Annotated in this window: 23 protein-coding genes; 10 read left to right on the top strand and 13 right to left on the bottom strand. The window is 62.6% G+C overall.

Annotation, left to right across the window (positions count from 1 at the left end; translation table 11 throughout):
* Positions 1–22: 22 nt before the first annotated feature.
* The 10 genes from TM49_RS05340 to TM49_RS05295 all read right to left on the bottom strand — a co-directional run bounded on the left by TM49_RS05340 (position 23) and on the right by TM49_RS05295 (position 11,858).
* Entirely contained in the window at positions 23–775 is a 753-nt protein-coding gene (locus TM49_RS05340; RefSeq protein WP_045679855.1) for a 3-ketoacyl-ACP reductase, read from the bottom strand.
* Positions 772–2,259, bottom strand: a complete 1,488-nt coding sequence (locus tag TM49_RS05335) for a GMC oxidoreductase (protein ID WP_045679854.1) — start codon at positions 2,257–2,259, stop codon at positions 772–774. The genes TM49_RS05340 and TM49_RS05335 overlap by 4 nt, the downstream gene beginning before the upstream one ends.
* Before the next feature lies 1 nt (position 2,260).
* The gene (locus TM49_RS05330) at positions 2,261–3,370 is read right to left on the bottom strand and encodes an ABC transporter ATP-binding protein (RefSeq protein ID WP_045679853.1); all 1,110 of its coding nucleotides are present in this window, start codon (positions 3,368–3,370) and stop codon (positions 2,261–2,263) included.
* Between the two features lie 3 nt (positions 3,371–3,373).
* The gene (locus TM49_RS05325) at positions 3,374–4,255 is read right to left on the bottom strand and encodes a carbohydrate ABC transporter permease (RefSeq protein ID WP_045679852.1); all 882 of its coding nucleotides are present in this window, start codon (positions 4,253–4,255) and stop codon (positions 3,374–3,376) included.
* Positions 4,252–5,154 (bottom strand): carbohydrate ABC transporter permease, encoded by a 903-nt coding sequence (locus TM49_RS05320; protein WP_045679851.1) that lies wholly within the window; start codon positions 5,152–5,154, stop codon positions 4,252–4,254. The genes TM49_RS05325 and TM49_RS05320 overlap by 4 nt, the downstream gene beginning before the upstream one ends.
* A 348-nt stretch (positions 5,155–5,502) precedes the next feature.
* Positions 5,503–6,759 (bottom strand): ABC transporter substrate-binding protein, encoded by a 1,257-nt coding sequence (locus TM49_RS05315; protein WP_045679850.1) that lies wholly within the window; start codon positions 6,757–6,759, stop codon positions 5,503–5,505.
* Positions 6,760–6,856: 97 nt separating this feature from the next.
* Positions 6,857–8,368, bottom strand: coding sequence for an aldehyde dehydrogenase family protein (locus TM49_RS05310; protein WP_045679849.1), 1,512 nt, complete (start codon positions 8,366–8,368; stop codon positions 6,857–6,859).
* A gap of 13 nt (positions 8,369–8,381) precedes the next feature.
* The gene (locus TM49_RS05305; RefSeq protein ID WP_045679848.1) at positions 8,382–9,149 is read right to left on the bottom strand and encodes an enoyl-CoA hydratase/isomerase family protein; all 768 of its coding nucleotides are present in this window, start codon (positions 9,147–9,149) and stop codon (positions 8,382–8,384) included.
* A 130-nt stretch (positions 9,150–9,279) separates the two neighbouring features.
* Positions 9,280–10,854 carry an acyl CoA:acetate/3-ketoacid CoA transferase gene (locus TM49_RS05300; protein WP_045679847.1) on the bottom strand — a complete coding sequence of 525 codons (1,575 nt, stop codon included), beginning with the start codon at positions 10,852–10,854 and terminating at the stop codon, positions 9,280–9,282.
* A 2-nt stretch (positions 10,855–10,856) separates the two neighbouring features.
* The gene (locus TM49_RS05295) at positions 10,857–11,858 is read right to left on the bottom strand and encodes a Gfo/Idh/MocA family protein (protein ID WP_045679846.1); all 1,002 of its coding nucleotides are present in this window, start codon (positions 11,856–11,858) and stop codon (positions 10,857–10,859) included.
* A gap of 289 nt (positions 11,859–12,147) precedes the next feature.
* Here TM49_RS05295 and TM49_RS05290 point away from each other — a divergent pair, with 289 nt between their 5' ends.
* The 6 genes from TM49_RS05290 (at position 12,148) to TM49_RS05265 (ending at position 16,384) form a co-directional block, all read left to right on the top strand.
* The gene (locus TM49_RS05290) at positions 12,148–12,891 is read left to right on the top strand and encodes a glycosyltransferase family 2 protein (protein WP_045679845.1); all 744 of its coding nucleotides are present in this window, start codon (positions 12,148–12,150) and stop codon (positions 12,889–12,891) included.
* Positions 12,891–13,520: a PI-PLC domain-containing protein gene (locus tag TM49_RS05285; RefSeq protein WP_045679844.1), complete on the top strand. Its 630-nt coding sequence runs from the start codon at positions 12,891–12,893 to the stop codon at positions 13,518–13,520. Before TM49_RS05290 ends, TM49_RS05285 begins: the two co-directional genes overlap by 1 nt.
* Entirely contained in the window at positions 13,520–14,170 is a 651-nt protein-coding gene (locus tag TM49_RS05280) for an HAD family hydrolase (RefSeq protein ID WP_201777030.1), read from the top strand. The genes TM49_RS05285 and TM49_RS05280 overlap by 1 nt, the downstream gene beginning before the upstream one ends.
* On the top strand, positions 14,167–14,907 hold the full coding sequence (locus tag TM49_RS05275) for a glycosyltransferase family 2 protein (protein ID WP_045679842.1): 741 nt from the start codon (positions 14,167–14,169) through the stop codon (positions 14,905–14,907). The genes TM49_RS05280 and TM49_RS05275 overlap by 4 nt, the downstream gene beginning before the upstream one ends.
* The gene (locus tag TM49_RS05270) at positions 14,904–15,239 is read left to right on the top strand and encodes a cupin domain-containing protein (protein WP_045679841.1); all 336 of its coding nucleotides are present in this window, start codon (positions 14,904–14,906) and stop codon (positions 15,237–15,239) included. The genes TM49_RS05275 and TM49_RS05270 overlap by 4 nt, the downstream gene beginning before the upstream one ends.
* 149 nt (positions 15,240–15,388) lie before the next feature.
* Entirely contained in the window at positions 15,389–16,384 is a 996-nt protein-coding gene (locus TM49_RS05265; RefSeq protein ID WP_045679840.1) for a WavE lipopolysaccharide synthesis family protein, read from the top strand.
* An 86-nt stretch (positions 16,385–16,470) separates the two neighbouring features.
* On the opposite strand, the gene choV is transcribed toward TM49_RS05265, so the two are convergent.
* From choV to choX, 3 genes are all read right to left on the bottom strand, one after another.
* Positions 16,471–17,505 (bottom strand): choline ABC transporter ATP-binding protein, encoded by a 1,035-nt coding sequence (choV, locus tag TM49_RS05260; RefSeq protein WP_045679839.1) that lies wholly within the window; start codon positions 17,503–17,505, stop codon positions 16,471–16,473.
* A complete protein-coding gene (gene choW, locus TM49_RS05255) occupies positions 17,505–18,341 on the bottom strand; it encodes a choline ABC transporter permease subunit (protein ID WP_045679838.1) in 837 nt (278 codons plus the stop codon). The genes choV and choW overlap by 1 nt, the downstream gene beginning before the upstream one ends.
* A 133-nt stretch (positions 18,342–18,474) precedes the next feature.
* A complete protein-coding gene (gene choX / locus TM49_RS05250) occupies positions 18,475–19,413 on the bottom strand; it encodes a choline ABC transporter substrate-binding protein (RefSeq protein ID WP_045679837.1) in 939 nt (312 codons plus the stop codon).
* A gap of 200 nt (positions 19,414–19,613) precedes the next feature.
* Here choX and betI point away from each other — a divergent pair, with 200 nt between their 5' ends.
* The 4 genes from betI to betA all read left to right on the top strand — a co-directional run bounded on the left by betI (position 19,614) and on the right by betA (position 25,174).
* A complete protein-coding gene (betI, locus tag TM49_RS05245) occupies positions 19,614–20,204 on the top strand; it encodes a transcriptional regulator BetI (RefSeq protein ID WP_045679836.1) in 591 nt (196 codons plus the stop codon).
* Positions 20,201–21,718 carry a choline-sulfatase gene (gene betC / locus TM49_RS05240; protein WP_045679835.1) on the top strand — a complete coding sequence of 506 codons (1,518 nt, stop codon included), beginning with the start codon at positions 20,201–20,203 and terminating at the stop codon, positions 21,716–21,718. Before betI ends, betC begins: the two co-directional genes overlap by 4 nt.
* A 23-nt stretch (positions 21,719–21,741) precedes the next feature.
* Positions 21,742–23,205 carry a betaine-aldehyde dehydrogenase gene (betB, locus tag TM49_RS05235; RefSeq protein ID WP_045679834.1) on the top strand — a complete coding sequence of 488 codons (1,464 nt, stop codon included), beginning with the start codon at positions 21,742–21,744 and terminating at the stop codon, positions 23,203–23,205.
* Between the two features lie 289 nt (positions 23,206–23,494).
* A complete protein-coding gene (betA, locus tag TM49_RS05230; RefSeq protein ID WP_045679833.1) occupies positions 23,495–25,174 on the top strand; it encodes a choline dehydrogenase in 1,680 nt (559 codons plus the stop codon).
* The last annotated feature ends 162 nt before the right edge of the window (positions 25,175–25,336 follow it).

The following is a 25,336-nucleotide window of genomic DNA, read 5'->3' as shown; positions in this document are numbered from 1 at the left end:
TTCGAGCACGAGACCGCGCAGCTTATAGCCGCGCAATCGAAAGCCCGCCGTCTGCCGCAATGACCGAGCCGGTCGCAAAGGCGAGGTCGCCTCTGGCAAGCGGCAGCACGGCCTTGCCGATATCGTCGGGCGTGCCCCAGCGGGCGGCCGGAACGAGGCCGTCCCTGATGCGGGCCGTGTACTTGTCGCGCACCGCCGCCGTCATGCCGGTTTCGATGATGCCGGGGCGGATCTCGAAGACGCCGATGTTTTCGGAGGCGAGCCGGGCAGCAAACAGCTTCGCCATCATCGCCGCCCCTGCCTTCGAGACGCAGTATTCGGCGCGCTCGACGGAAACCATTTCGGCGCTGACCGAGGTGATGAAGATGATCGAGCGGTAGCCCGCCTGATGTTTCAGCATCCTGACTGCTGCCTGCTGCGCCAGGAAAAAGGCGCCGCGCAGGTTCACCGAAAGAACAAAATCGAAGTTTTCCGGCGTCAACGCCAGCATGTCGCCGCGCACCGGCGCACCGACGCCGGCATTGGAGACGAACGTCATGAGCGGCCCGAGCTCGGCCTCCACCGCGTCGAGCAGCGCAGGTACGGCATCGATATCGCGGACATCGTGGCGGAAATAGCGGGCATTTTCGCCAAGCGCTGCCAGCGCCTCGCGCACGGCGGGACTTTCCGGATCGGCCTCGGCGGCAAGTGCCACCGAGAACCCGCCTGCGGCAAGCGCCTTGGCGATGCCGAGACCGATGCCCTGCTGGCCGCCGGTGACGAGGGCGACATTCATGCGCCAAGCTCCCTTCTGATCGCATCACCCGCCTTCAGCGCAAGGGCCGCGACGGTCAGCGACGGATTGACGGCGGCGGATGTCGGCAGCGCTGCGGCATCGGTCACGAAAAGGTTTTCATGGTCGAAGCTGCGGCAATCGGGATCAAGCACGGCGGTCGCGGGATCATCGCCGAGCCGCGCCGTGCCGCACTGGTGCGAGGGTACGCGGCCGTCGAACAGGCGCGACAGAACCAGCGGAAAACCGGCATCGCGCAAGGCCTGCTTCATCCGCTTCACCAGTCGGCGGTGCGCTTCCATGTTGGAGCGGCGCCAGAGGAGCTGGATATCGCCACCGTTCAGCACCACCCGACTTTCCGGGTCGGGCAAGTCCTCGGTGATGGCATAGAAGTCGACGGCATGGCGGGAGAGGTGGGCGGCGACCGGCATTGGCATCGACGGCACCGTCGCCTTCAGGATCTTCGGCACCACCCGGCCCAGAAGCTGGACATTGCCGAGCGGCGGGCCGTTTTCGCCGTCTGCAAGATACCAGTCATTGATGGCGAAGGTCTTCTGATAGACGGCATCGTTCACGAAGCGCGGGTCGTAGGCGAGCATCGCGGTGGCATTGTGGTTCATGAAGTTGCGGCCGACCTGGCCGGAGGAATTGGCGAGCCCTGAAGAGAGCAGCAGCGCCGCCGTTTGCACCGCACCGGCGGCAAGCGCCACGATCTTGGGCCTGACGGTGATCGCTTCGCCGGCCTGTACATAGGTGACGCTGTCAATCCGGCGGCCGTCCAGCGTGGCGGAAAGGCCGGAGACGCGGGCGCCGGTCTCCAGACGAACATTGTCATGGGACAATGCGACAGCCAGTCCGCAGGTCTCAGCATCCATCTTGCCCGAGCGGGTATCGGGATAGCCGTCCCAGCCGTCACTTCCGTTCGAGAGCCAGCGTTCGAGGTCGACGCCGAGCGGCAGCGCCGAGGGGTGAAGCCCGGCCTTTTCCAGACGTTGGCGAACTTCAGCAAGCGCCGACTCGTCCAGAACGGCGGGATAGGGATAGGGGCCGGCATGCGGCGGTTCAGTCGGGTCTTGCGAAAAATCGCCACGCACCTGATAGAGCGCTTCGGCGGCATCGTAGTAAGGCGCGAGTGTCTCGTAGGGAAACGGCCAGGCGGGTGAGATACCGCCGAGATGCTCCATCGCCTGGAAATCCTGCCACCGATAGCGATAGAGCACGGCGCCATAGAGCTTGGTATTGCCGCCGACATTGTAATAATTGCCGGGCGAGAATCGCCGACCCTCGCCGTCGAGCCAGGTCTCGTCGGAGCGAAAGGCGCTGTTTTTATAGATGCGGTCGGGGTCGCGCGCCGGGGCGTCATCCGGGATCTGATGGCCACGCTCGAGAACGAGGATCCCGGCGCCGGTGGGCGCGAGGCTTGCTGCAAGCGTCGCCCCGCCCATGCCGGAGCCGATGATGACCACGTCGGGTGAAGACCACGCCATGCTAGCGGATGCGCATTTCGGTTTCGGGATCGAAGGCGACCGCCTTTTCCATGTTGACGGCGAAGGGGAAGACATCGCCAGGCTTCACCTCGACATCGGCACGGAACCGGGCCGTCACCTCCTCGCCGCCGAGTTCGGCAACCACATAGGTATCCGAGCCCGCCGGCTCGGTGACCTCGACCTTGGCATTGATGGTATGGACAGCGTTTGAGGAGCGATCGGCGCCGAGCTCGTCGGTGATCGCCTCCGGGCGGATGCCGAGAACGATGTCGCGCCCGTCATGGGCGGCCATGGCGTCGCCGGCGAAGGGCAGCTCCGCCGTCACGCCATCGGCAAGCCTGATCTTCGCCACCGCCTTGCCGCCGCTGACGGCGACCTTTGCCGGAAACAGGTTCATCGAGGGCGAACCCATGAAGCCGGCGACGAACATGTTGGCAGGATTGTCGTAGATCTCCTTCGGCGTGCCGAGCTGCTGGACATGACCGCCGAACATCACGGCGATCCGGGTCGACAGCGTCAGCGCCTCGATCTGGTCGTGGGTGACGTAGACGATGGTGGTGCCGAGCTTCTGGTGAAGCTTCTTGATCTCGGTGCGCATGTCGACGCGCAGTTTCGCGTCGAGGTTCGACAGCGGCTCGTCGAACAGGAATACGTCCGGATCGCGCACCAACGCCCGGCCCATGGCGACGCGCTGACGCTGGCCGCCGGAAAGCTGGCCGGGCTTGCGCTTCAAAAGATGGGTGATCTGTAGCAGCTCCGCGACCTCGCCGATGGCCTTGTCGCGCTCCGCCTTGGCGACGCCGTGCATTTCCAGCCCGAAGGAGATGTTCTCGGCGACATTCATGTTCGGATAGAGCGCGTAGGACTGGAACACCATGGCGATGTTTCGGTCGGCCGGGCGCACGCCGTTCATCGAGCGGCCGTCAATGACGATGTCACCGGAGGAGACCGGTTCGAGACCGGCGATCATGTTCAAAAGCGTGGACTTGCCGCAGCCCGACGGGCCGACAAGTACCAGGAACTCTCCCTCCTCCACCGCGATATCGGTCTCGGAAAGCACCGTCAGCGCACCGAAACTCTTGGTGACCTTGTCTATCTTGAGAAAACCCATGGGTTACCCTTTCACGCTGCCGGCCATCAGGCCGCGCACGAAGTAGCGTCCGGCGACGATGTAGACGAGAAGGGTCGGCATCGCGGCCATGATCGCGCCGGCGAAGTGGACGTTGTATTCCTTCACGCCGGTCGAGGACTGGACGAGATTGTTGAGCGCCACCGTCATCGGCTGGCTGTTGAAATCGGAGAACGAGGCGCCGAACAGGAAGTCATTCCAGATGTTGGTGAACTGCCAGATGATGCAGACCACGGCGATCGGTCCCGACGACGGCAGCAGAATGCGGCGGAAGATGGTGAAGAACCCGGCGCCGTCGATCATCGCCGCGCGCACCAGCTCGGTCGGGAACTGGGCGTAGTAGTTGCGGAAATAGAGCGTCGAAAAGCCGATGCCGTAGACCAGATGCACGAAGATCAGGCCCGGCACCGAGCCGGCGATGCCGAGAATGCCGAGGATGCGCGCCATCGGGATCAGCACGATCTGGAACGGGATGAAGCAGGCGAAGAGCAGCAGGCCGAAGACGATGTTGTGGCCGCGGAACTGCCACTTGGTCAGCACATAGCCGTTCAACGCGCCGAGAATGGTGGAGATCGCGACAGCCGGCACCACCATCTGGATCGAGTTCCAGAAATAGGGGCGAAGGCCGGTCGCCTGTACGCCGATCTGTGCGGTCGACCATGCGCTTTTCCACGGCTCGAAGGTCAGACTCTCGGGCAGGTTCATCATCCCGCCCGACTGGATTTCGCGCAAGGGTTTCAGCGAGTTCACCAGCATCACGTAAAGCGGCAGCAGGTAATAGAGGCAGAAGATCAGAAGCAGGGTGTAGATCAGGAAGCGCGTGGTGCGCCCGGTCGAGACCACCTGGCTTGCGGAGGCGCTGCTCATTGCGGCTTCTCCCTCAGTTCCGACCAGAGATAGGGCACCATGATCGCGGCGACCGACATCAGCATGATGACCGCCGAGGCCGCGCCAATGCCCATCTGGTTGCGGGTGAATGTGTAGGAATACATAAAGGTTGCCGGCAGTTCGGTCGCCCTCCCCGGCCCGCCGCCGGTCAAGGCGATGACGAGGTCGTAGGACTTGATCGCCATATGGGCGAGCACGACGATCGCCGACATGAAGGCCGGGCGAAGCTGCGGAATGACGATCCGACGATAGAGCGAAAAATTCGAGGCGCCGTCGATCTGTGCCGCCTTCAGCACCTCGTTATCGATGCCGCGCAGCCCCGCCAGGAACATGGCCATGACGAAGCCGGAGGTCTGCCAGACGGCGGCGATCACGATGGTGTAGATCGCCATCTGGTTCGACTTGATCCAGTTGAACTGGAAACTCGTCCAGCCCCAGGAATGCATCACCGCCTCGAGCCCGATGCCCGGATCGAGGAACCACTTCCACGCCGTGCCGGTGACGATGAAGGAAAGCGCCATCGGATAGAGATAGATGGAGCGGATGAAGCCTTCCGCACGGATCTTCTGGTCGAGGAAGATCGCCAGCATCAGCCCGATGAAGCAGCAGAAAATGATATAGAGCGAACCGAAGATCGCGACGTTCTTGATCGCGATCGTCCAGGCCCTGAGCCGGAACAGGTTGATATAGTTCTTCCAGCCGACGAGATCGTAGCTCGGCAGGATGCGGCTGTCGGTGAACGAGAGGTAGAGCGTGAAGGCGATGAAGCCGTAGACGAAGATCAGCACCATCGCCAGCGACGGGCTGAGCACGATCTTCGGCAGGGCGTCACGCAGGACATCGCCCGCGCTCCCTCGTCTTGCTGCAGACGAAGCCATCCCAGTCCTCCGGATGGGCGAGGCCATGAGGGCTCGCCGTTTTGTTCAAAGGGGCGTGTCGCTTGCCAATCTCTCCGATCGACCTAGCCGCAAAGCCCCACACCTTCTCGCCCCGGAGGGGAGAGATGTCGCGAAAGCGACAGTGAGGGGGGAGCCCGTCGAAACGGACGCCCTCACGACTTGAAATGCTGTTTCACCCTCACTGCCCCTGTCGGGGCATCTCTCCCGCAAGCGGGAGAGAATATTTGGCGCAGGCCGCAACCTCACTCACGCTCGCATCGACCTTGCCAGGGGAGAACAGCAGACGATGGAATCGCTCGGCTTCCCATGCGATTCCATCGCAGCCCATCACTGCGCGATCGACACCGCGTCGACCAGTTCCTGCGTGGCCGTTTCGGAATCGTATTCGCCGTTGAACTGGGCGGTGATCACGTCATACATGGCGTTCTTCACGGAGGCCGGGTTGGCGTGGCCGTGGGCCATGGAACCGAACAGGTTACCGGAGGAGGCTGCCGCCGCCAGATCCTTCATGCCCTTCTTGCCGCAGGCGTCGAAGGCCTCGTCCGAGACATCCGTGCGCGCCGGCACCGAGCCCTTGACGACGTTGAAGGCCGACTGGAATTCCGGCGACATGATCGCCTTGGCAAGCGCGACCTGCTCCGCCGTCGGTTCGCCGCCCTGGTTGAAGAAGGCGAACTGGTCCGAATTGAAGGTCACCTGGTCCTGGGTGCCGGGGAAGCGGAAGCACAGGAAATCCTCGTCCGGGGTCAGCCCGGCCTTGAGGAATTCGCCCTTTGCCCAGTCGCCCATGAACTGGAAGGCGGCCTCGTCGTTGATGACCATGGCGGACGCCAGGTTCCAGTCGCGACCGGAGAAGTTGTCGTCGACATAGCCGCGCAGAACGGTCATACGGTCGAAGACCTCCTTCATCGTGTCGGAGCCGAGCGCTTCGGGATCGAGGTCGATCATCGAGGCCTGGTAGAATTCCGGCCCGCCGGTCGCCATCACCACGGCATCGAAGATCGTCGCGTCCTGCCAGGGCTGACCACCATGGGCGATCGCGACCTTGCCGGAGGCCTTGACCTTGTCGAGAGCTGCGATCAGCTCGTCCCAGGTCTGGGGCTGCTCGATGCCGAGTTCATCGAGGATCGACTTGTTGGCCCAGACCCAGTTGGTGGAGTGGACGTTGACGGGGGCTGCGACCCAGTTGCCGTCATATTTGGAGAATTTCTGCAGTGCTTCAGGCACCACTTCATCCCAGTTTTCCTCCGCCGCGATGTCGTTCAGGTTTGAGAGCGCGCCTTCGGCGGCCCAGTCGGTGATATCGAAGCCGAGCATCTGCACGGCTGCCGGCGGGTTACCGGCCGTGACGCGGGCGCGCAGCACGGTCATCGCCTGTTCGCCGCCGCCGCCAGCCACCGGCATGTCTTCCCAGCCGATGCCCTGTTCCTGCAGGTTTTCCTTGAGCACGTTGAGCGCGGCAGCTTCGCCACCGGCCGTCCACCAGTGCAGGACTTCGACGTCCTCGGCCTTGACCTGGGTGGCTGCGGCCGAAGCCGCGACGATCGCAATCAAAGCTGCACTTCTTGCAAAGTTCAAACGCATGATCTCCTCCTGTCTGCGTTTTTCCGCCGGACGGAGCCTCCTCAAGCTCCTCGATGTCCGGCCGGAATTCCTCCTCAGCCTCCCCTTGGGGAAGGCTTCATGCGACCCAGGGTGCGCGCGAGCGCCCGATGCGCATCGTCACGGTCTTCACCTCCAGGTATTCCTCGAGCCCGTAGCGGCCAAGCTCGCGGCCGAGACCGGACTGCTTGACGCCGCCGAACGGCAGCTCGGAAAATCCATCCATCCAGGTATTGGTCCACACGGTTCCGGCCTGCACGCGGCGGGCAAAGGCAAGGCAAGTGTGGATGTCATCGCTCCACACACCCGCCGACAAGCCGTAGGCTGCGTCATTGGCCAGATCGATTGCCTCCTCAATCGTTTTAAATGTCAGCACCGACAGCACTGGTCCGAAGACCTCCTCCCGTGCGATCGCCATCCCGGAATTGACATTTGTCACAACTGTAGGCGCGTAAAATCGGCCTGACAACCCCGGCACCTGCAACGCCTCGCCACCGAGGCGAACCTCCGCACCGGCCTCGCGCGCGGCGGAAACATAGCCGTCGATCTTTGCGAAATGGGTGTCGGAAATGATGGCTCCGACTTTCGTCTGAGGGTCGAGCGGATCGCCGAAGGCGACCTTTTCCGACAGCGCCACGATCTTCTCCGAAAGGGCGTCTGCGACATCCTCGTGGACGATAATGCGGGAGCCGGAATTGCAACATTCGCCGGCGTTGAAATAGACGCCGAAGACGATGGCATCGGCCGCGTCATCGAGATCGCAATCGGGAAACACCACCTGCGGGTTCTTGCCGCCGAGTTCCAGCGACACCTTCTTCAGCGTGCCGGCGCCGGCACTCACGATCGCCTTGCCGACGGCGGTGGAGCCGGTGAAGGACACCATGTCGACATCGGCGCTTTCGCAAAGGGTCGTGCCGACCGGGTCGCCGTAGCCGAGCACGATGTTGACGACCCCGTCGGGAATGCCGGCCTCGATCAGCAATTCGCCGAGGATGACGGTCGATGACGGGGTCATCTCGGAAGGCTTGATCACCGCCGTGCAGCCGGCCGCGAGCGCGAAAGGCAGCTTCTGCGAGACGATCAGGAACGGGAAGTTCCAGGGCGTGATCAGGGCGGCGACGCCCACGGGCTCCTTCAGCACGACGCCCAGCATGTCATCGCCAAGGCTGTTGTGGCTTTCGCCCGAAAGCGTGCGGGCAAGCGATGCCGCATAGCGCCAGAGGTCGGAGGCGCCCTCGATCTCGCTTGTCGCCTGGGCAATCGGCTTGCCGCTTTCAAGCGTATCGGCAAGGGCGATCCGCGCCCGGTCGCGGTCGATGAGGTCGGCGACCTTCAGCAGTACGGTGGCGCGGTCCTTGCCGGACAGGCGCGACCAGCGGCCGTCGTCAAAGGCCTTGCGGGCCGCGGCAATCGCGGCTTCGGTCTCGGCGACACCGCCCTTCGCGGCGGTGGTTACAAGGTCGGCATGGGCGGGCGACAGCCGGTCAAAGGTCGCCTCATCGGCAGAGGTCCGCCATGTGCCATCGATCAGGTGCCGGGCTTCGAAAACGGCCTGTTGCGGTCGGTTGACGGCGGGGATGATGGTGGTCATGGCATCTGCCCTTTCACTGGCCCCTGAAATCGGGTTTGCGTTTTTCGCGGAAGGCGGCAACGCCCTCGGCCTTGTCTTCTGTGGCAGCGCTCATGCCGCTACCGAGCGTATCGATCATCGCCGCAACATCCTCGCCGGCGCCGGCATGGATCATGTATTTGGCGATCTCGGTGGCGCGCGGCGATGCGCCGAGGGCCTCCGTCGCGATCTCGAAGGCGCGGGCGCGGGCATCATCGGCGATTTCGGCCGTGAAGCCGAGCGCGACAGCGCGCGCCGCATCCAGCCTGCGGCCGAACAGCACCATTTCCTTCAGCACCGGCTCCGGCAGAAGCCGACCGAGACGCTGCGTACCCGACCAGCCCGGCACGATGCCAACCTTCGGTTCGGGCAGGGATATCGTTGCACCCGGTGCCATGACGCGGATGTCGCAGGCGGCCGCGAGCTCCAGCCCGCCGCCGAAGGCATGGCCGGAAAGCGCGGCGATGGTCGGCTTGGAGAGCCGCGCGAGCCGGTCGAAACGGCGATGCCCGTCGCGCACCCACAGGCGTGCGAATTCCGATGGCGACAGGTCGCCCCAGGCATTGATATCGGCCCCTGCGCAAAACGCCCGCTCGCCCTCCGCAGTCAGGATGACAAAGCGAATAACGGGATCGGCATCAATGGTTCCGAGATGCGCCTCAAGTGCGGCGAGCATGTCCGGCGTGAAGGCGTTGAGCTTTTGAGGATTGTCGAGACGCAGCTCGGCAATGGCGTCGTGACGGATGAGATGAAGTGCGCTCATGCGGTGGGCTCCCGGCTTGTTTCTCCAACACTTGCCGTGACCACCCAACAATCTCCCCCCTCGAGGGGGGAGATTGTTTCGGAGTGGCTTGCCCTCGTTTTCCCGGCGGACGCCTTCCTTGCCGCGATCGTCATATCACCAGCCCCATCGGCTTCTCCGACAGCAGCGACAGCGGCATGTCCGTCGCATTCTCCGCCACGCGCACCCGCCCACCCGATGCGGCGACGATGTCGCGTTCCGGCTCGATGCCGGGCATGATCTCGGTGGCGACGAGGCCGTTTTCGCCGATGCGCATGACGCAGCGTTCGGTGACGTAGAGCACATCCTGCCCGGTCTCTTTCGCCCGGCGGCCGGAAAAGGTGACGTGCTCGACTTCATCGACCATCTTGGAGAACTTGCCGGGCTTTTCGACGGTCAGGCCCTGCGGGGAGAGGACCAGCGAGGCGGCCGCTTCGAAAAGCCCGGCAAACACGATTTTCCTGGCATTGGCGGTGATGTCGACGAAACCGCCGCAACCGGCGGTGAGATAGGGCTTCTTGCCGAGCTTCGACACATTGACATTGCCCTGACGGTCCACCTCGAGGAAGGACAGGAAGGTGACGTCGAAGCCCCCGCCCTGGAAATAGGTGAACTGGTTCGGTGACGGCATATAGGCGTCGGCGTTGGAGGCGCAGCCGAAGGCGAAGCCGGTGAGCGGCATGCCGCCGACCGCACCCTGCTCGATCGCCCACGTCACCTTGCCGGCATGGCCCTCCTCCAGCAGGATGCGCGGAACGAGCGCGCAGATGCCAAAGCCGAGATTGGCCGTCTGGCCGGCGGAAAGCTCCATTGCGACGCGCCGCGCGATGATCTTCTCGACGCCATGTTCGGCAAGCTCGAAATCCTCCATCGGATGGATGACCTCGCCGGAAATCGCCGGATCGTAGAGCGTTTCGGTGGTCTGGTACTGGCCGGGGTCGACGACGACGAAATCGACCAGATGGCCGGGAACGCGCACATCGTGGGGCCGGAGCGTGCCGCCGGCGGTCACCCGCTTCACCTGCGCGATGACGATGCCGCGATTGTTGCGGGCCGCGATCGCCTGGTCGAGCCCGCCGAGATAGGCGCCCTCGTGCTCATAGGTGAGGTTGCCGTGTTCATCGGCCGTGGTGGCGCGCAGGATGGTGACGTCGGGGGCAAAATTTTCGAAGTGAAGCCAGGTGTCGCCGGAAAATTCGACCCGCTTGACGATGGGTCGGGTTGCGGCGCGGTCATTCATCGCGCAGCCCTGGCGCTCAGGATCCACGAATGTGTCGAGGCCGACCTTGGTCAGCACGCCGGGGCGTCTGGCGGCGACATCGCGGGTCATGTCGAACAGGATGCCGGACGGCACGTTATAGGCGGTGACCCGATCCTCGACGATCATCTTCCAGATATCCGGCATCGGCAGCGACGAGGCGCCACTCGGATAGGAGCCGGCGATCACGGTATCGAGCAGACCGTCGCGGGCAATGTGGTCAATGCCCTTGATGCCGTACATGTCGCCAGCGGCGATAGGATGAATGGTGGTCAGCCGGCGCGGATGGCCGGTCGCCGCAAACCGGGCGCCCAGCGCTTCCAGCACCTTGTCCGGGCAACCGAGCCCGGAGGAGGAGGAAACGGACACCACGGCGCCATCGGCGATGTGGCTGACAGCGGCTTCGGCGGTGACGATCTTGCCGGCCATGATCAATAGCCTCCATAGTCGGCATCGACGGCGCGACCGGAGAGCGCCGCCTCGCGCACAGCCATGGCAACGGCGAGCGACTTCACCCCGTCGATGCCGTCGGCCGCGGGTCTGCCATGGCCGGCGACAGCGCGGTTGAACTCCGCCAGCGCGAATTCGTAAAGATCGTAGCTGTCATAGGCGAGGTCACGCTCGCCCTCGGCCGTCACCAGCGTCACCCGGCCGGTCGGAAGCTGCGTCATCACATTGCGGGCGAAGATCGAACCCTTGCTCCCGTGGATTTCGAGGCCGGACCCAGCGAAGGGATGGGTGAAACTCTCATGGCTCTGCACCATGATGCCCGACGGCATGGTCCAGACCGACATGACGCTGTCTTCGACGCCCTTGCCAAGCCCCGAAGTGAGGGCCTGCGCCACCACCCGCTGCGGATCCTCGTCAAGGTAGAAGCGCACCGTATCGGCGTCGTGCACGGTGATGTCGGGGATGACGCCGCCGCCAGCCGCCGGATTGTCGATGCGCCAGCCGCGCAGCTTTTCCGGCAGCATCACGGCGTGGAAGACCCGCATGGAAAGCACATCACCGATCCGTCCCTCGGCGATTGCCGCCTTGGCGGCCCGATGGGCGCCGGAACAGCGCAGGTGATGATTGGTGGCGAAGACCAGGCCGGCCGCACGCGCTGCTTCCACCATGGTGCGGGCATCGGCAACGGTCATCGCCAGCGGCTTTTCGCAGAGAACATGCTTGCCCGCTGCAATGGCCGCCATCGCCTGGGCGAAATGCTTTTCATTGGTGGTGGAGATGTAGACGGCGTCGATCTGCGAACGCCCAAGAAGGACCGCGAGGTCGGTATCGGCGTGCGGGATGTCATGCCGTGCAGCGAACTCCCGGGCGCGTGTCGCGTCCGACGACAGCACGGCCTCGACCGTGTTGCCGGTTTGCGCCCGGATGGCCCCGATCATATGGGCGGACGCGATCGTGCTGGCGCCGATGAGACCCCACTTCATGCCATCTCCTCCCAAATTTGGCACGTTCCAATTATGAATTGGTTTTAGGCTACGGCGCCCGACACGTCAATCCGCCGCCGGACCTTTTTTGTGCCATGGCAGGAAAAGGCCGGCATTCGCCGATCGCCGTATTGATGCGAAAGCGGGGTGGGGTTAAGACAGGAAAGCGTTCACTAAATTCTGAGGCGGGCAAGTATTAGTGAATGCGCGTATACGTTTAGCCTGTTTCAGGCGACGCAATTGGTTTAAATATTACTGGCGAAATTGAAAGCCATGTAAGTGAGGGGACGTGCTGAATATTGTTGTTCCGATGGCCGGTAGGGGCAGCCGGTTTGCAGACGCAGGCTACACCGATCCGAAGCCGCTGATTGACGTCCACGGCAAGCCGATGATCCAGGTCGTGGTCGAGAACCTGACGCCTGAGGTTCCGCACCGCTTCATCTTCATCTGCCAGAATGCGCATATCCGCGATTACGGATTAAAGGAGAAGCTGTCGGCGCTCGCCAGCGATGTCGAGATCATCGGCATTGATCACGTCACCGAGGGCCAGGCATCGACCGTGCTTCTGGCGGAAGGCCTGATCGACAACGACGATCCGGTGATGACTGCCAATTCCGACCAGTATATCGATGCCGACATCAACGATTATCTCGCCTTTATGGAGCGTGGCGGCTATGACGGCCTGATCATGACGATGAAGGCGGATGACCCCAAGTGGTCATTCGTGCGCGAGGAGGACGGGCGCATTGTCGAGACCGCGGAAAAGCGGGTGATCTCCAACGATGCCGCCGTCGGCCTGTTCAATTTCCGCAAGGGCAGCGACCTGGTGCGGGCGGCCAAGCAGATGATCGCCGACGACATCCGGGTGAACGGCGAATTTTACATCTGTCCGGTCTATAACCAGCTGATCGCAGAGGGACGAAGGATCGGGCATTATTCGATCGGCCGGGAATATGACGGCATGTATGGCCTCGGCATTCCCTACGATCTCGAATTTTTCCTGAAGCATCCGGTTTCGGAAAGGGTGCGCTGATGGAAATCCTGTCGCACCGCGGATTGTGGGAAACGCCGGAGGAGAAAAACGCAGAGATCGCCTTCCGGCGCTCCTTCGACCTCGGCTTCGGCACCGAGACGGACCTGCGCGACCACAATGGCGAGATCGTCATCGCTCACGACATGCCAAGCGGGAACGAGATCGCGTTTTCGCACGTTCTTGAAATCATGGCCGGGCGCAATCTGACGCTCGCGCTGAACATCAAGGCGGATGGCTTGAGTGCAAGGGTCAAGGACATTCTGGCAGCTTACGGGCACACGAATTATTTCGTGTTCGACATGTCCGTGCCCGACCTCGTGCGGCAGATTGCCGACGGCATGACAGCGTTTACCGGCCTTTCCGACATCCAGCCCAATCCCCCGCTTCTCGCCGACTGTCAGGGCGTCTGGCTCGACTGTTTCCGTTCCGACTGGTTCGGCCCGGGCCTGATCGACGGCCTCATCGATGAGGGCAAGCGGGTCTGCGTCGTCTCTGCCGATCTTCACAAGCGCGATGTCGAACAACAATGGTCGATCATAAAATTGGCCAAAAGACTCTCTAGCCCGGCGCTCATGCTGTGCACGGATGTGCCGCAACGGGCCGCGACCTATTTCGGGGAGGCGGGATGATGGCAATCAAGGCAGTCATCTTTGACATGGACGGGGTTCTGATCGAGGCCAAGGACTGGCACTACGATGCGCTCAACCGGGCGCTCGGCCTGTTCGGCTACACGATCGAGCGCTACGAGCACACGACCGTTTATGACGGGCTGCCGACGCGCACCAAGCTGAAGCGCCTCAGCATCGAGAAGAATCTCCCGGCCTATCTGCATGGCTTCATCAACGAGATGAAGCAGAAATACACGATGGAGATCATCTACGAACGTTGCCGGCCGCGCTTCGATCATGAGTATGCGCTGTCGCGGCTGAAGCAGGACGGCTACAGCCTCGCAGTCGCCTCCAATTCGATGCGCGAGACGGTGACGCTGATGATGGACAAGGCCAGCCTGACGCCGTACCTCGATTTCATGCTGTCCAACCAGGACGTCAAGGCACCGAAGCCGGATCCGGAAATCTACGCCAAGGCCATAGAGAGGCTCGGCCTGAAGCCGAAGGAATGCCTCGTCGTCGAGGACAATCCGAACGGCATCCAGGCCGCAATCGGCTCCGGCGCCCATCTGCTCGCCGTGCGCGAAGTCGATGACGTCAACTACGAGAACATCAAGCGCCGGATTGCCGAAATCGACGCGGCGGCGCGCTCCGTGGGGTCTGCGGCATGAAGATCATCGTTCTCATGGGTGGCGACAATCTCGACATCAAGGGCGAGCGCTATCCGCTCTACATGACCGAGTTCAACGAGGAGCTGATCCTGGAGCGGCAGATCAGGAGCCTGCAGAGGCTTGAGCCGAGCCAGATCCTCTTTTGCGTGCGCGCCGCAGATATCCGCAAGTTCAATGTCGACGATGTCATCTCCCAGAGCGCCGAAAACGCGATCTGCGTCGAGGTGGCCGGGCCTACCGCCGGCTCGGTCTGCACGGCACTGCTCGCCGCCGAACATGTGGACAAGCAGGAAGAGGTGGTGCTGGTCGCCGCCGACGAGCTCATCGACGCCGACTTTGCCACCCTCGTGAAGGGTTTTCGCGATGCCGGACAGGATGCGGGCGTGGTCTCCTTCCGTTCGGTGCATCCGCGCTACTCTTTCGCCCTTCTCGACGAGAACGGCGCGGTGCGCGAGGTCGCGGAGAAGCGGCCGGTGAGCAAGCATGCGCTGGCGAGCTTCTATTATTTCCGCAGCGGCCACGAATTCGTCCAGTGCGCCCAGAGCGTCGTGCGCAAGGATCGCAAGATCAACAATGCCTTCTATCTCAGCCAGACAGTGAACGAGATGATCCTGCGCCATGGCACGGTCGGCATCCAGTTCATCGAGAACGACAAGTTCCACCCGCTGAAGACGGAAATGCAGCTCGCGCAATATATCAACCAGCTGCAGGAACATAGGGAGGCCTGGCTGCATTGAAGACAGCGCAACTGGAAGACATGGTCAAGGGCTGGTTCATCGGCAATTTCGATCCGTCTCTTTGTCGGACCGAGGATGTCGAAGTGGCGGTGAAGCATTACCGCAAGGGCGATCGGGAGGATATGCACTTCCACCGGATCGCGACCGAATACACCGTGATCGTGTCCGGCCGGGTGCGGATGAACGGGAAGGACTACGGCGCCGGCGACATCGTCGTGATGGAGCCTGGTGAGGCGACCGATTTCGAATGTCTGGAAGACGAGACCGTCAATGTGGTGGTCAAGCTACCGGGCGCCACGAACGACAAATATCCGGGCACCTTGCGGGCGTGACAATCCGCCAGACAGGCAAGTGGCTGCAGAAGATGCAATCTTTGGTTTAGTTTGCTGAAGAATACCTGTATAACGACATGAGGGGTTTGGCGGGCTCCTGCAAAACGGCTCTTCGATGCGGAAGGCCTGTTGGTGAAGTGGAATGAAAGATGATTGATCCGAAAGACATCACATTCGTGTTTCAGGGCGCCGCCGACAAGGCGACGCTGCGCGAAAGCTTTGCGGGCATCCGACGGTTTTTCCCGGGTTCGACGATCATCCTTTCCACCTGGTCCGGCACGGATGTCGATGGACTTGATTTCGACGACCTCGTGCTTTCGGAGGATCCCGGCTACTTCTTCTATTCCGACCGGCCCGGCGAAAAGGTCAACAATGTCAACCGACAGATCGTCGGCACCGCAGCCGGCCTTGCCAAGGCCGGCACCCGCTATGCGATGCGCATGCGCACCGACTTTCGCCTCACGGGCTCGAACTTCCTGAATTTCGTCGGCGCCTATCCGGATGCCGACCCGGCCTATTCGGTATTCTCCGAAAAGCTGCTGGCCTGCTGCTATTTCTCGCGCAATCCGCGGTCGCGCACGCGCTTTCCGTTCCACCCGTCCGATCTTGCCTTCTTCGGGCCGACCGACGATCTGAAGGCGCTCTTCGACGTTCCGCTAATGACCGAAGAGGAAGCCTACTGGGACACGGACGACCGGCGCTACAACCGCTACACGCCGGAGCAGTATATCTTCGTCAACGCCTTGAGACGCATGGGCCGCAAGGTGCCCTGCGAATACTACAACGACGACAACATGGCGGCGATCCTCGAGACAGAGCGTTACTTCGCCTCCAACTTCGTGTTCCTGACCTTCGATCAGTTCAACCTGATGCCGTCAAAGCCGACCTTCCTGATGAAGGTGCATCCGAACTCGTTCATGACCTGCTACACGCATAATGAGTGGCTCGGCCTTTACCGCAAGCATGTGGATGCAAGCGTAACCATTCCGGAACACGACCCAGAACGCGAGAAGATCGAGCGCTTCTACGGGCCCTACAGGGTCTGTCGCCTGATCGGCAACGTCGCCTCGCTGCCCTTCCGCAACAAGGTGCGGCGTCGCGCGATCCGCACCGGCGTACTGGAATTCTTCCTGATGCCGCGGTAACCCCATTTCCGAGGCCTTGATACAAGAACGCCTTCGCTGCCCACTGGAGAGCGCGAAGGCGTTTTCTTTTTGTCTCGACGATGGCTTCAGTTCAGGCCGTTTGCCGGATTGAGCGCGGTCACCACATCCGAAGGCCGGATGCTGCCCGCCGGCTTGCCGGCATCGTCCAGCACACCGAGCACGGCACCGTTTCCGAGCGCTTCCATCATGTCGGCAAGCTTGGTGTGGATGTTGACGGTCGGCGCATCGGCGGGCGCCGGAGCCTCACCCATCACATCGGCCGCACGCAACACGCCGAGCGGATTCACATTTGCGACGAAATCGGCGACATAGGCATCGGCCGGCTTGCGCACGATCTGCGAGGGCGTACCGCACTGAACGATGCGTCCGCCCTCCATGATCGCGATCCGGTCGCCGATCTTGAAGGCTTCGTCGAGATCGTGGCTGACGAAGATGATGGTACGCTTCAGGTTCTTCTGCAGTTCGATCAGTTCGTCCTGCAGCCGGGTGCGGATCAGCGGGTCAAGCGCGGAGAACGGCTCGTCCATCAGCAGGATCGGCGCTTCCGTGGCAAAGGCACGGGCAAGACCGACGCGCTGCTGCATGCCGCCGGACAATTCGCCGACCAGCTTGTCGCCCCAGTCCTTGAGGCCGACCAGCTCGAGCTGGGCCGTGGCCTTCTTGGTTCGTTCGTCACGGGAGAGCCCGGCGAATTCAAGGCCGAGGGCGACATTGTCACGCACCGTGCGCCAGGGCAGAAGCCCGAACTGCTGGAACACCATCGACACCCGCGACAGGCGGATATGGCGCAACGTCTTCTTGTCGGCGCCGGTGACATCGATCATCTCGTTGCCGTCATTGACCAGCACGCGGCCGCGGCAGACGGGGTTCAGCCGGTTGACGGCCCTGAGCAGGGTCGACTTGCCGGAGCCGGAAAGCCCCATCAGCACCAGAAGCTCGCCTTCCTCCACTGTCAGCGAGCAATTGTGGACGCCGAGCACCTGGCCGGTTTTTTCCTGGATCTCGGAGCGGTTTTCGCCCGCATCCATCAGCGGCAAGGCGCTCATCGGCCTGTCGCCGAAAACAATGTTGACGTCTTCGAATATCACAGCATTGGCCATCAGCGGTTCCTCCCGATCTTGAGAACACGATCGAGGATGATCGCAAGTACGACGATCACGAAACCACTTTCGAAGCCGAGCGCCGGGTTGACCTGGTTCAGCGCCCGCACCACCGGCACGCCGAGACCATCGGCGCCGACGAGAGCGGCAACGACCACCATCGACAGCGACAGCATGATCGTCTGGTTGAGCCCGGCCATGATCTGCGGCAGCGCATGATGCAGCTCCACCTTGGTGAGCTTCTGCCAGGCCGTGCCGCCGAAGGCATCGGCGGCCTCAAGTAGCGGCTTCGGCACGGACGAGACGCCGAGATAGGTGAGGCGGATCGGAGCGGCGACCACGAAGATGACGGTTGCCAGCAGGCCCGGCACCATGCCGATGCCGAAGAATACGATCGCCGGAATGAGATAGACGAAGGGCGGCAGCGTCTGCATCAGGTCGAGAACGGGCAGGATCACCTGATAAAGACGGGGCCGGTGGGCGGTGAGGATGCCGATCGGCACGCCGATTGCCATACAGATGATGCAGGAGGAAATGACCAGCGCCAGGCTTTCCGTCGTTTCTTCCCAGTAGCCCTGGTTGATGATGAACAGGAAGCCGAGAAAGACCAGCAGCGTGACCTTCCAGTTGCGCTGCAGCCAGTAGGAAATGGCGGTGACAACGAGGGCAACCACGATCGGCCCCGGCGCCTGCAGGATGAACAGAAGCTGGTCGATCAGCCAGCTCATCACCGCGGCGAGCCCGTCGAAGAACCAGCCGCCATGGGTTTGCATCCAGTCGAAAATCGCGGCGGACCAATGCCCGACCGGAATCTTGTAATCCGTCAGCCAGTGCAAGGAAAAACTCCTTCTCATCCCCTCGCCGCCGTCGCTTCAATGGCGCGGCAGCCCTTTGCGGCAGGGTCGGATGACCACGCCGTTCCGTCAAACGAAGCGGCCCGGAAAGGTGCTTCCCGGGCCGGCAGAACTTTTAGAGACCGAGCGATGCCTTGACCGCCGGCAGCCCCGGCTCACCCGACGTGGTGGTCACGCCATCGAGCCAGCCATCCAGCACGTCCGGATGGGCCACGATCCAGGCCTTGGTCGCATCGGCTTCGTTCTCGCCATCGTTGAGGATAGCGCCCATCATCTCGTTTTCCATGGGCAGGGTGAACTTCAGATTGGTCAAAAGCTTGCCGACATTCGGGCACTCATCGACATAGCCCTTGCGGGTCACGGTACGCACGATGCCTTCGCCGCCGAAGAAGTCCTCACCGCCGGTCAGGTATTTCAGCGAGTAGGTGGAGTTCATCGGGTGCGGTTCCCAGCCGAGGAAGACGATCGGCTCTTCCTTCTTGTACTTGCGGCCGACCATGGCGAGCATGCCCTGCTCCGAGCTTTCCACGACCTCGAAGTCCTTCAGGCCGTGCTTGTCCTCGTTAATCAGCGAAACGAGGTAGGCATTGCCTTCGTTGCCCGGCTCGATGCCGTAGATCTTATCATCGAGCTCGTCGCCGAACTTGGCGATGTCGTCATAGGTCTTGAGGCCTGCGTCATAGGTGTAGGTCGGCACGGCGAGCGTGTACTTGGTGCCTTCGAGATTGGTGGCGACCACGTCGATCTCGCCCTTGTCGACATAAGGGGTGATGGCGCTGGTCTGCGCGGGCATCCAGTTGCCGAGGAAGACATCGACATCATCGCTTTCGAGCGAGGCGAAGGTGACCGGGACGGAGAGAACCTTGACGTCGACATTGTAGCCGAGGCCTTCGAGCACGTGCTTGGCTGTTGCGGTGGTCGAGGTTATGTCGGTCCAGCCGACATCGGAGAAGCTTACGCTTTTGCAGGCGGTTTCCTGAGCCTGGGCTGCGCCGGCTGCAAGCGCAGACGTGACGGCCAGGGCGGCAACGATCGATCGGATTTGTCGGGACATGTCAGCATTTCCTTTCGGGTCGGTTGAATCGAAACCTTGTCGGATTTGAACGGATGTTCCTTGAAATTCCCCCAAGGCATTTTTAATTGATCGCTCAGTCAATATAACATATGTTAATTTTTGTAAACGTCGAAGCGCCTGGAGCTGCATAAATCTACGCCAGCTTGCGCATATGAGTAATTTTTCAGCGGGTTTTGCCGATGCCTAGAACCGGAATGGAAGCCATTCGCCGAGAAGCGCTGGTGCGCGCCGCGATCACCGAGGTCGGCGAGGTCGGAATGGTCGACATCACGGTGGCCCGGATCGCCAAGCGCGCGGGCGTTTCGGCGGCGCTCGCCCACCATTATTTCGGGTCCAAGGACAGGATCTTGTTTGCGGCCATGCGGCGCATCCTTGATGAGTACGGCCGCTCGGTCAAGGCCCGCTACCGCGACACCACGACGCCACGGGAACGGCTGCGCGCGATCATCGAGGCAAGCTTCAGCCCGGATCAGTTCGACAGCGCCGTGGTCGCGGCCTGGCTCGCCTTTTATGTTCAGTCCCAGCAGAAGGGTGAGGCCGGCCGCCTGCTGGTGATCTACGAGCGGCGGCTGAGATCCAACCTCGTCTATGCCCTGAAGCAGATCGTCTCGAAGGAGGCCGCCCATCGCATCGCAGCCGGCCTCGGCTCGATGATCGACGGTTTTTATCTGCGCGCCGCCCTGCAGGACTTCTCCACCAATCGCCAGAGCGCCATCGACATGACGCTCGAATATCTCGATCTCATCATTGCCAAGGAGACAAAGGAATGACCGCGCGGCCGAACATACTCGTTCTCATGGTCGATCAGCTTGCCGGAACGCTGTTTCCCGACGGCCCCGCCGATTTCCTGCACACGCCGAACCTGAAGAAGCTTGCCGCACGCTCGACCCGCTTCAAGAACGCCTATACCAGCTCGCCGCTCTGCGCCCCGGCCCGCGCGAGCTTCATGAGCGGCCAGCTGCCGCGCCGCACCCGCGCGTATGACAATGCCGCCGAGTTCTCTTCCGACATCCCGACCTACGCGCATCACCTGCGCCGCGCCGGTTACCAGACCTCGCTTTCCGGCAAGATGCATTTCGTCGGGCCAGATCAGATGCATGGTTTCGAGGAGCGGCTGACCACCGACGTCTATCCCGCCGATTACGGCTGGACGCCGGACTACCGCAAGCCCGGCGAGCGGATCGACTGGTGGTACCACAACATGGGTTCGGTCACCGGCGCCGGCGTTGCCGAAATCACCAATCAGCTCGAATATGACGACGAAGTCGCCTACGAGGCGGTGCGCAAGATCTACGATCTCGGCCGCCGCAAGGAAGACCGGCCGTTCATGCTGACCGTCTCCTTCACCCACCCGCACGACCCCTATGTGGCGCGCAGGAAATACTGGGATCTCTACGAGGGTTGCGAGCATCTGGAGCCGGAGATCGGCGCAATCGACTACAAGGACCAGGACCCGCATTCGAAGCGCCTGATGGACGCCAATGACTGGCGCAAGTTCGACATCGACCCGGAACAGATCCGCCGCTCGCGCCGTGCCTATTTCGCTAATATCTCCTATCTCGACGACAAGATCGGCCAGATCTTCGAGGCGCTGGAAGGTACCGGTTTTGCAGAAAACACGGCAATCCTGCTTGTCTCCGACCATGGCGACATGCTCGGCGAGCGCGGCATGTGGTTCAAGATGAGCTTCCTGGAAGGTTCGTCGCGCGTGCCGCTGATGGTCGCAGCGCCCGGCATGGCGCCCGGTCTCGTCGAAACCCCGGTCTCGACCATCGACGTGGCGCCGACGCTTGCGGACATTGCCGGGATCGGGCTTGGCGAGATCGAGCCCTGGGTGGACGGCGAAAGCCTGCTGCCGATCGCCGCCGGTGCCGAGCGGAAGATACCGGTGCGCATGGAATATGCCGCGGAAGGCTCCGAAGCGCCGCTCGTGGCGCTGCGCGAAGGCCGGTTCAAGTACATTCACTGCGAACTCGACCCGCCGCTGCTCTTCGACCTTGAAGCCGATCCGCACGAGTTGAAGAACCTTGCCGATGACCCGGCCCATGCCGAAACGGCCGCCGCCTTCGCACGCAAGGTCGAGGAACTCTGGGACATGACGGCCTTCGACGCAGAGGTGCGCGAAAGCCAGGCGCGCCGGCACGTCGTCTACGAGGCCCTGCGAAACGGCCAATACCAGCCCTGGGATTTCCAGCCGCTGAAGAATGCCTCCGAGCGCTTCATGCGCAACCACATGGACCTGAACATCCTCGAGGCCAGCCAGCGCTGGCCGCGGGGCGAATGACCCGAGAGACGGGAGACAGAACAATGCGGGCACAGCCTGAAGCAAGCCATTTCATCGACGGCGTCTATGTCGAGGACGAGGCCGGCAAGGCCTTCGAAAGCATCTATGCCGCGACCGGCGAGGTGATCGCCACCCTCCACAGCGCGACGCCGGCGATCATCGACAAGGCGATGGCGGCGGCAAGCCGCGCCCAGCTTGAATGGGCCTCATGGCTGCCGGCCGAGCGCGCCCGCGTGCTGCGCCGCGCCGCCGATATCATCCGCGCGCGCAACGAGGCGCTCTCCGAACTCGAAACGCTCGACACCGGCAAGGCCATTCAGGAGACGCTGGTGGCCGATGCCTCATCGGGTGCCGACAGCCTCGAATGGTTCGCCGCACAAGCCGCCAGCCTTTCCGGCGAAAGCGTGCCGCTCGGCGATGCCTTCGCCTATACGGTGCGCGAGCCGCTCGGTGTGTGCGTCGGCATCGGCGCCTGGAACTATCCGACGCAGATCGCCTGCTGGAAGGCGGCACCGGCGCTGGCCTGCGGCAATGCCATGGTGTTCAAGCCCTCCGAAATGACGCCGCTCTGCGCGCTGAAACTTGCCGAAATCTTCATCGAAGCCGGTGCGCCGAAGGGGCTCTTCAACGTCGTGCAGGGCCTTGGCGATGTCGGCGCGGCACTTGCCACCCATGAGAAGACCACCAAGGTTTCGCTCACCGGCTCCGTGCCGACCGGTGGCAAGGTCTATGCCGCGGCCGCCGCCGGCATGCGCCACGTGACGATGGAACTCGGCGGCAAGTCGCCGCTCGTGGTCTTCGATGACGCCGATCTGGAAGACGCGATCGGCGGCGCCATGCTCGGCAACTTCTATTCGACCGGCCAGGTCTGCTCGAATGGCACCCGCGTCTTCGTGCAGAAGGGCATCCTCGAAAAATTCCTCGCCCGGCTTGCCGAGCGCACGGCAAAGATCCGGATAGGCGACCCTCTCGATCCCGAAACCCATCTCGGTCCGCTGATCTCGAAAGCCCAGCACGACAAGGTGATGGCCTATATCGAGAAGGGCAAGGCGGAGGGCGCACGGCTCGTCATCGGCGGCGGCGTTCCCGAGGGCGAGGCCTTCGCTGCCGGCACCTATATCGAGCCGACCGTCTTCGCCGGCGTTACCGACGACATGACCATCGCGCGCGAGGAAATCTTCGGGCCAGTGATGAGCGTTCTTTCCTTCGACACCGAGGAAGAAGTGGTCGAACGCGCCAACGGCACCGAATTCGGTCTCGCAGCCGGGCTGTTCACGAAGGACATCTCCCGCGCCCATCGGGTCGCCGGAAGGCTCGCCGCCGGCATCTGCTGGATCAACACCTATAACCTGACCCCCGTCGAAATCCCCTTCGGCGGCGTCAAGCATTCCGGTCTTGGCCGCGAAAACGGCAAGGCCGCGATCGCGTTCTATTCGCAGCTGAAGACGGTGCATGTGGCGCTTGGCAAGGTGGACAGTCCTTATTGAATGGGTGGATGGCGCTTGATGCGCCAGTGAGGGTTTTGGCGGCGTCCCTCTCTCGACGTCATCCTCGGGCTTGACCCGAGGATCTAACCACATCGTCCCACGACGGACGTGCCCTTGCCTGCCTGCGGACCGTCCCGCGTCGAAAACCGCCGGCTCCTTTCGCGACCGGGGTGATTGGATCCTCGGGTCAAGCCCGAGGATGACGCGGAGAGGAGGACAGGTCGATGACAGTGACCGGTCGAAGATCCGGTCGAGCAAGTGGCGTATGGGAAAAATCGCCACTGCGGCAATGAAAGGGTCTAAATTGGCTGAAGCAGATTTTGTCATAGTGGGTTCCGGGTCCGCAGGTGCGGCGATGGCCTATCGCCTGTCGGAAGACGGGAAGCATTCCGTTCTGGTGCTGGAATTCGGCGGCACCGATGTCGGGCCGTTCATCCAGATGCCGGCAGCGCTTTCCTATCCGATGAACATGAAGCGCTATGACTGGGGCTTTGCCTCGGAGCCGGAACCTCATCTCGGCAATCGCCGGCTTGCCACGCCGCGCGGCAAGGTCATCGGCGGCTCGTCCTCGATCAACGGCATGGTCTATGTGCGCGGCAACGCCGGCGACTACGACCACTGGGCCGAGACGGGGGCTGCCGGCTGGGGCTATGCCGACGTCCTTCCCTATTTCAAGCGCATGGAGAACTGGCATGATGGCGGCCATGGCGGCGATCCGTCCTGGCGCGGCACATCCGGCCCGCTGCATGTCACCCGCGGCGCGCGGAAGAACCCGCTGTTTCACGCCTTTGTCGAGGCCGGCCGGCAGGCGGGCTTCGAGTTGACGCCCGACTATAACGGCGAGAAGCAGGAAGGCTTCGGGCCGATGGAACAGACGGTGTGGAAAGGCCGGCGCTGGTCGACGGCAAACGCCTATCTGAAGCCGGCGCTGAAGCGACAGAACCTCGACATGATCCGCTGCTTCGCCCGCAAGGTGATCATCGAAGATGGCCGCGCGGTCGGCGTCGAGATCGCGCGCGGCGGCAGGACCGAGATCGTGCGCGCCCGCCGCGAGGTTATCCTCGCCGCCTCCTCGATCAACACGCCGAAACTGCTGCTGCTTTCCGGCATCGGGCCGGCGACAGAGTTGGCCGAACACGGCATTACCGTCGTCGCCGACCGGCCCGGTGTCGGCAAGAACCTGCAGGACCATCTGGAGGTCTATATCCAGCAGGCGAGCACCCAGCCGATCACCCTCTACAAGCACTGGAACCTCATCGGAAAGGCGCTTGCGGGTGCTGAGTGGCTGTTCTTCAAGTCCGGTATCGGCGCCTCCAACCAGTTCGAGAGCGCCGCCTTCCTGCGCTCGGCCGCCGGCGTCGATTATCCCGACATCCAGTATCATTTCCTGCCGATGGCGATCCGCTATGACGGCACGGCCGCGGCCGAGGGCCACGGCTTCCAGGCCCATGTCGGCCCGATGCGCTCGCCCTCGCGCGGCGAAATCACGCTGAACAGCGCCGATCCTGCCGCAGCGCCGAAGATCGTGTTCAACTATATGAGCCACGAGAAGGACTGGGCCGATTTCCGCCATTGCGTGCGCCTGACCCGCGAAATCTTCGCCCAGGCGGCCTTCGATCCCTATCGCGGCAAGGAAATCCAGCCGGGTGTGGGCGTTCAAAGCGATGACGAAATCGACGATTTCATCCGCGAACACGCCGAAAGCGCCTATCACCCCTGCGGAACGGCGAAGATGGGGGCGGCGAGCGATCCGATGGCCGTGGTCGACCCCGAATGCCGCGTCATCGGCGTCGAGGCCTTGCGCGTTGCCGACAGTTCGATCTTCCCGCGCATCACCAACGGCAACCTCAACGGCCCGTCGGTCATGGTCGGCGAGAAGGCGAGCGATCATATTCTCGGCAAGGCACCGCTTGCCCCTGAGAATGCCGTGCCGTGGACGAACCCGCGCTGGCAGACATCCGATCGATAGATCGCCGCCATCAATTTTCATATGGAAACGCGCGGTCATCTGACGATCTGCAAGGCGCGACTTCGCGAATCGGTTCATCGATAGTTGAGGCCGTTTCCACCATATATTGACGAATTGACGTCACGACACACCACATACGGTGCGGCCTGAGCTTGGGGGCCG

This window comes from Martelella endophytica (assembly GCF_000960975.1).
In the GTDB taxonomy this organism is placed as follows: Bacteria; Pseudomonadota; Alphaproteobacteria; order Rhizobiales; family Rhizobiaceae; genus Martelella; species Martelella endophytica.
The sequence above is the reverse complement of the archived record's forward strand: the minus strand, read 5'-3'. Positions and strand labels throughout refer to the sequence as shown.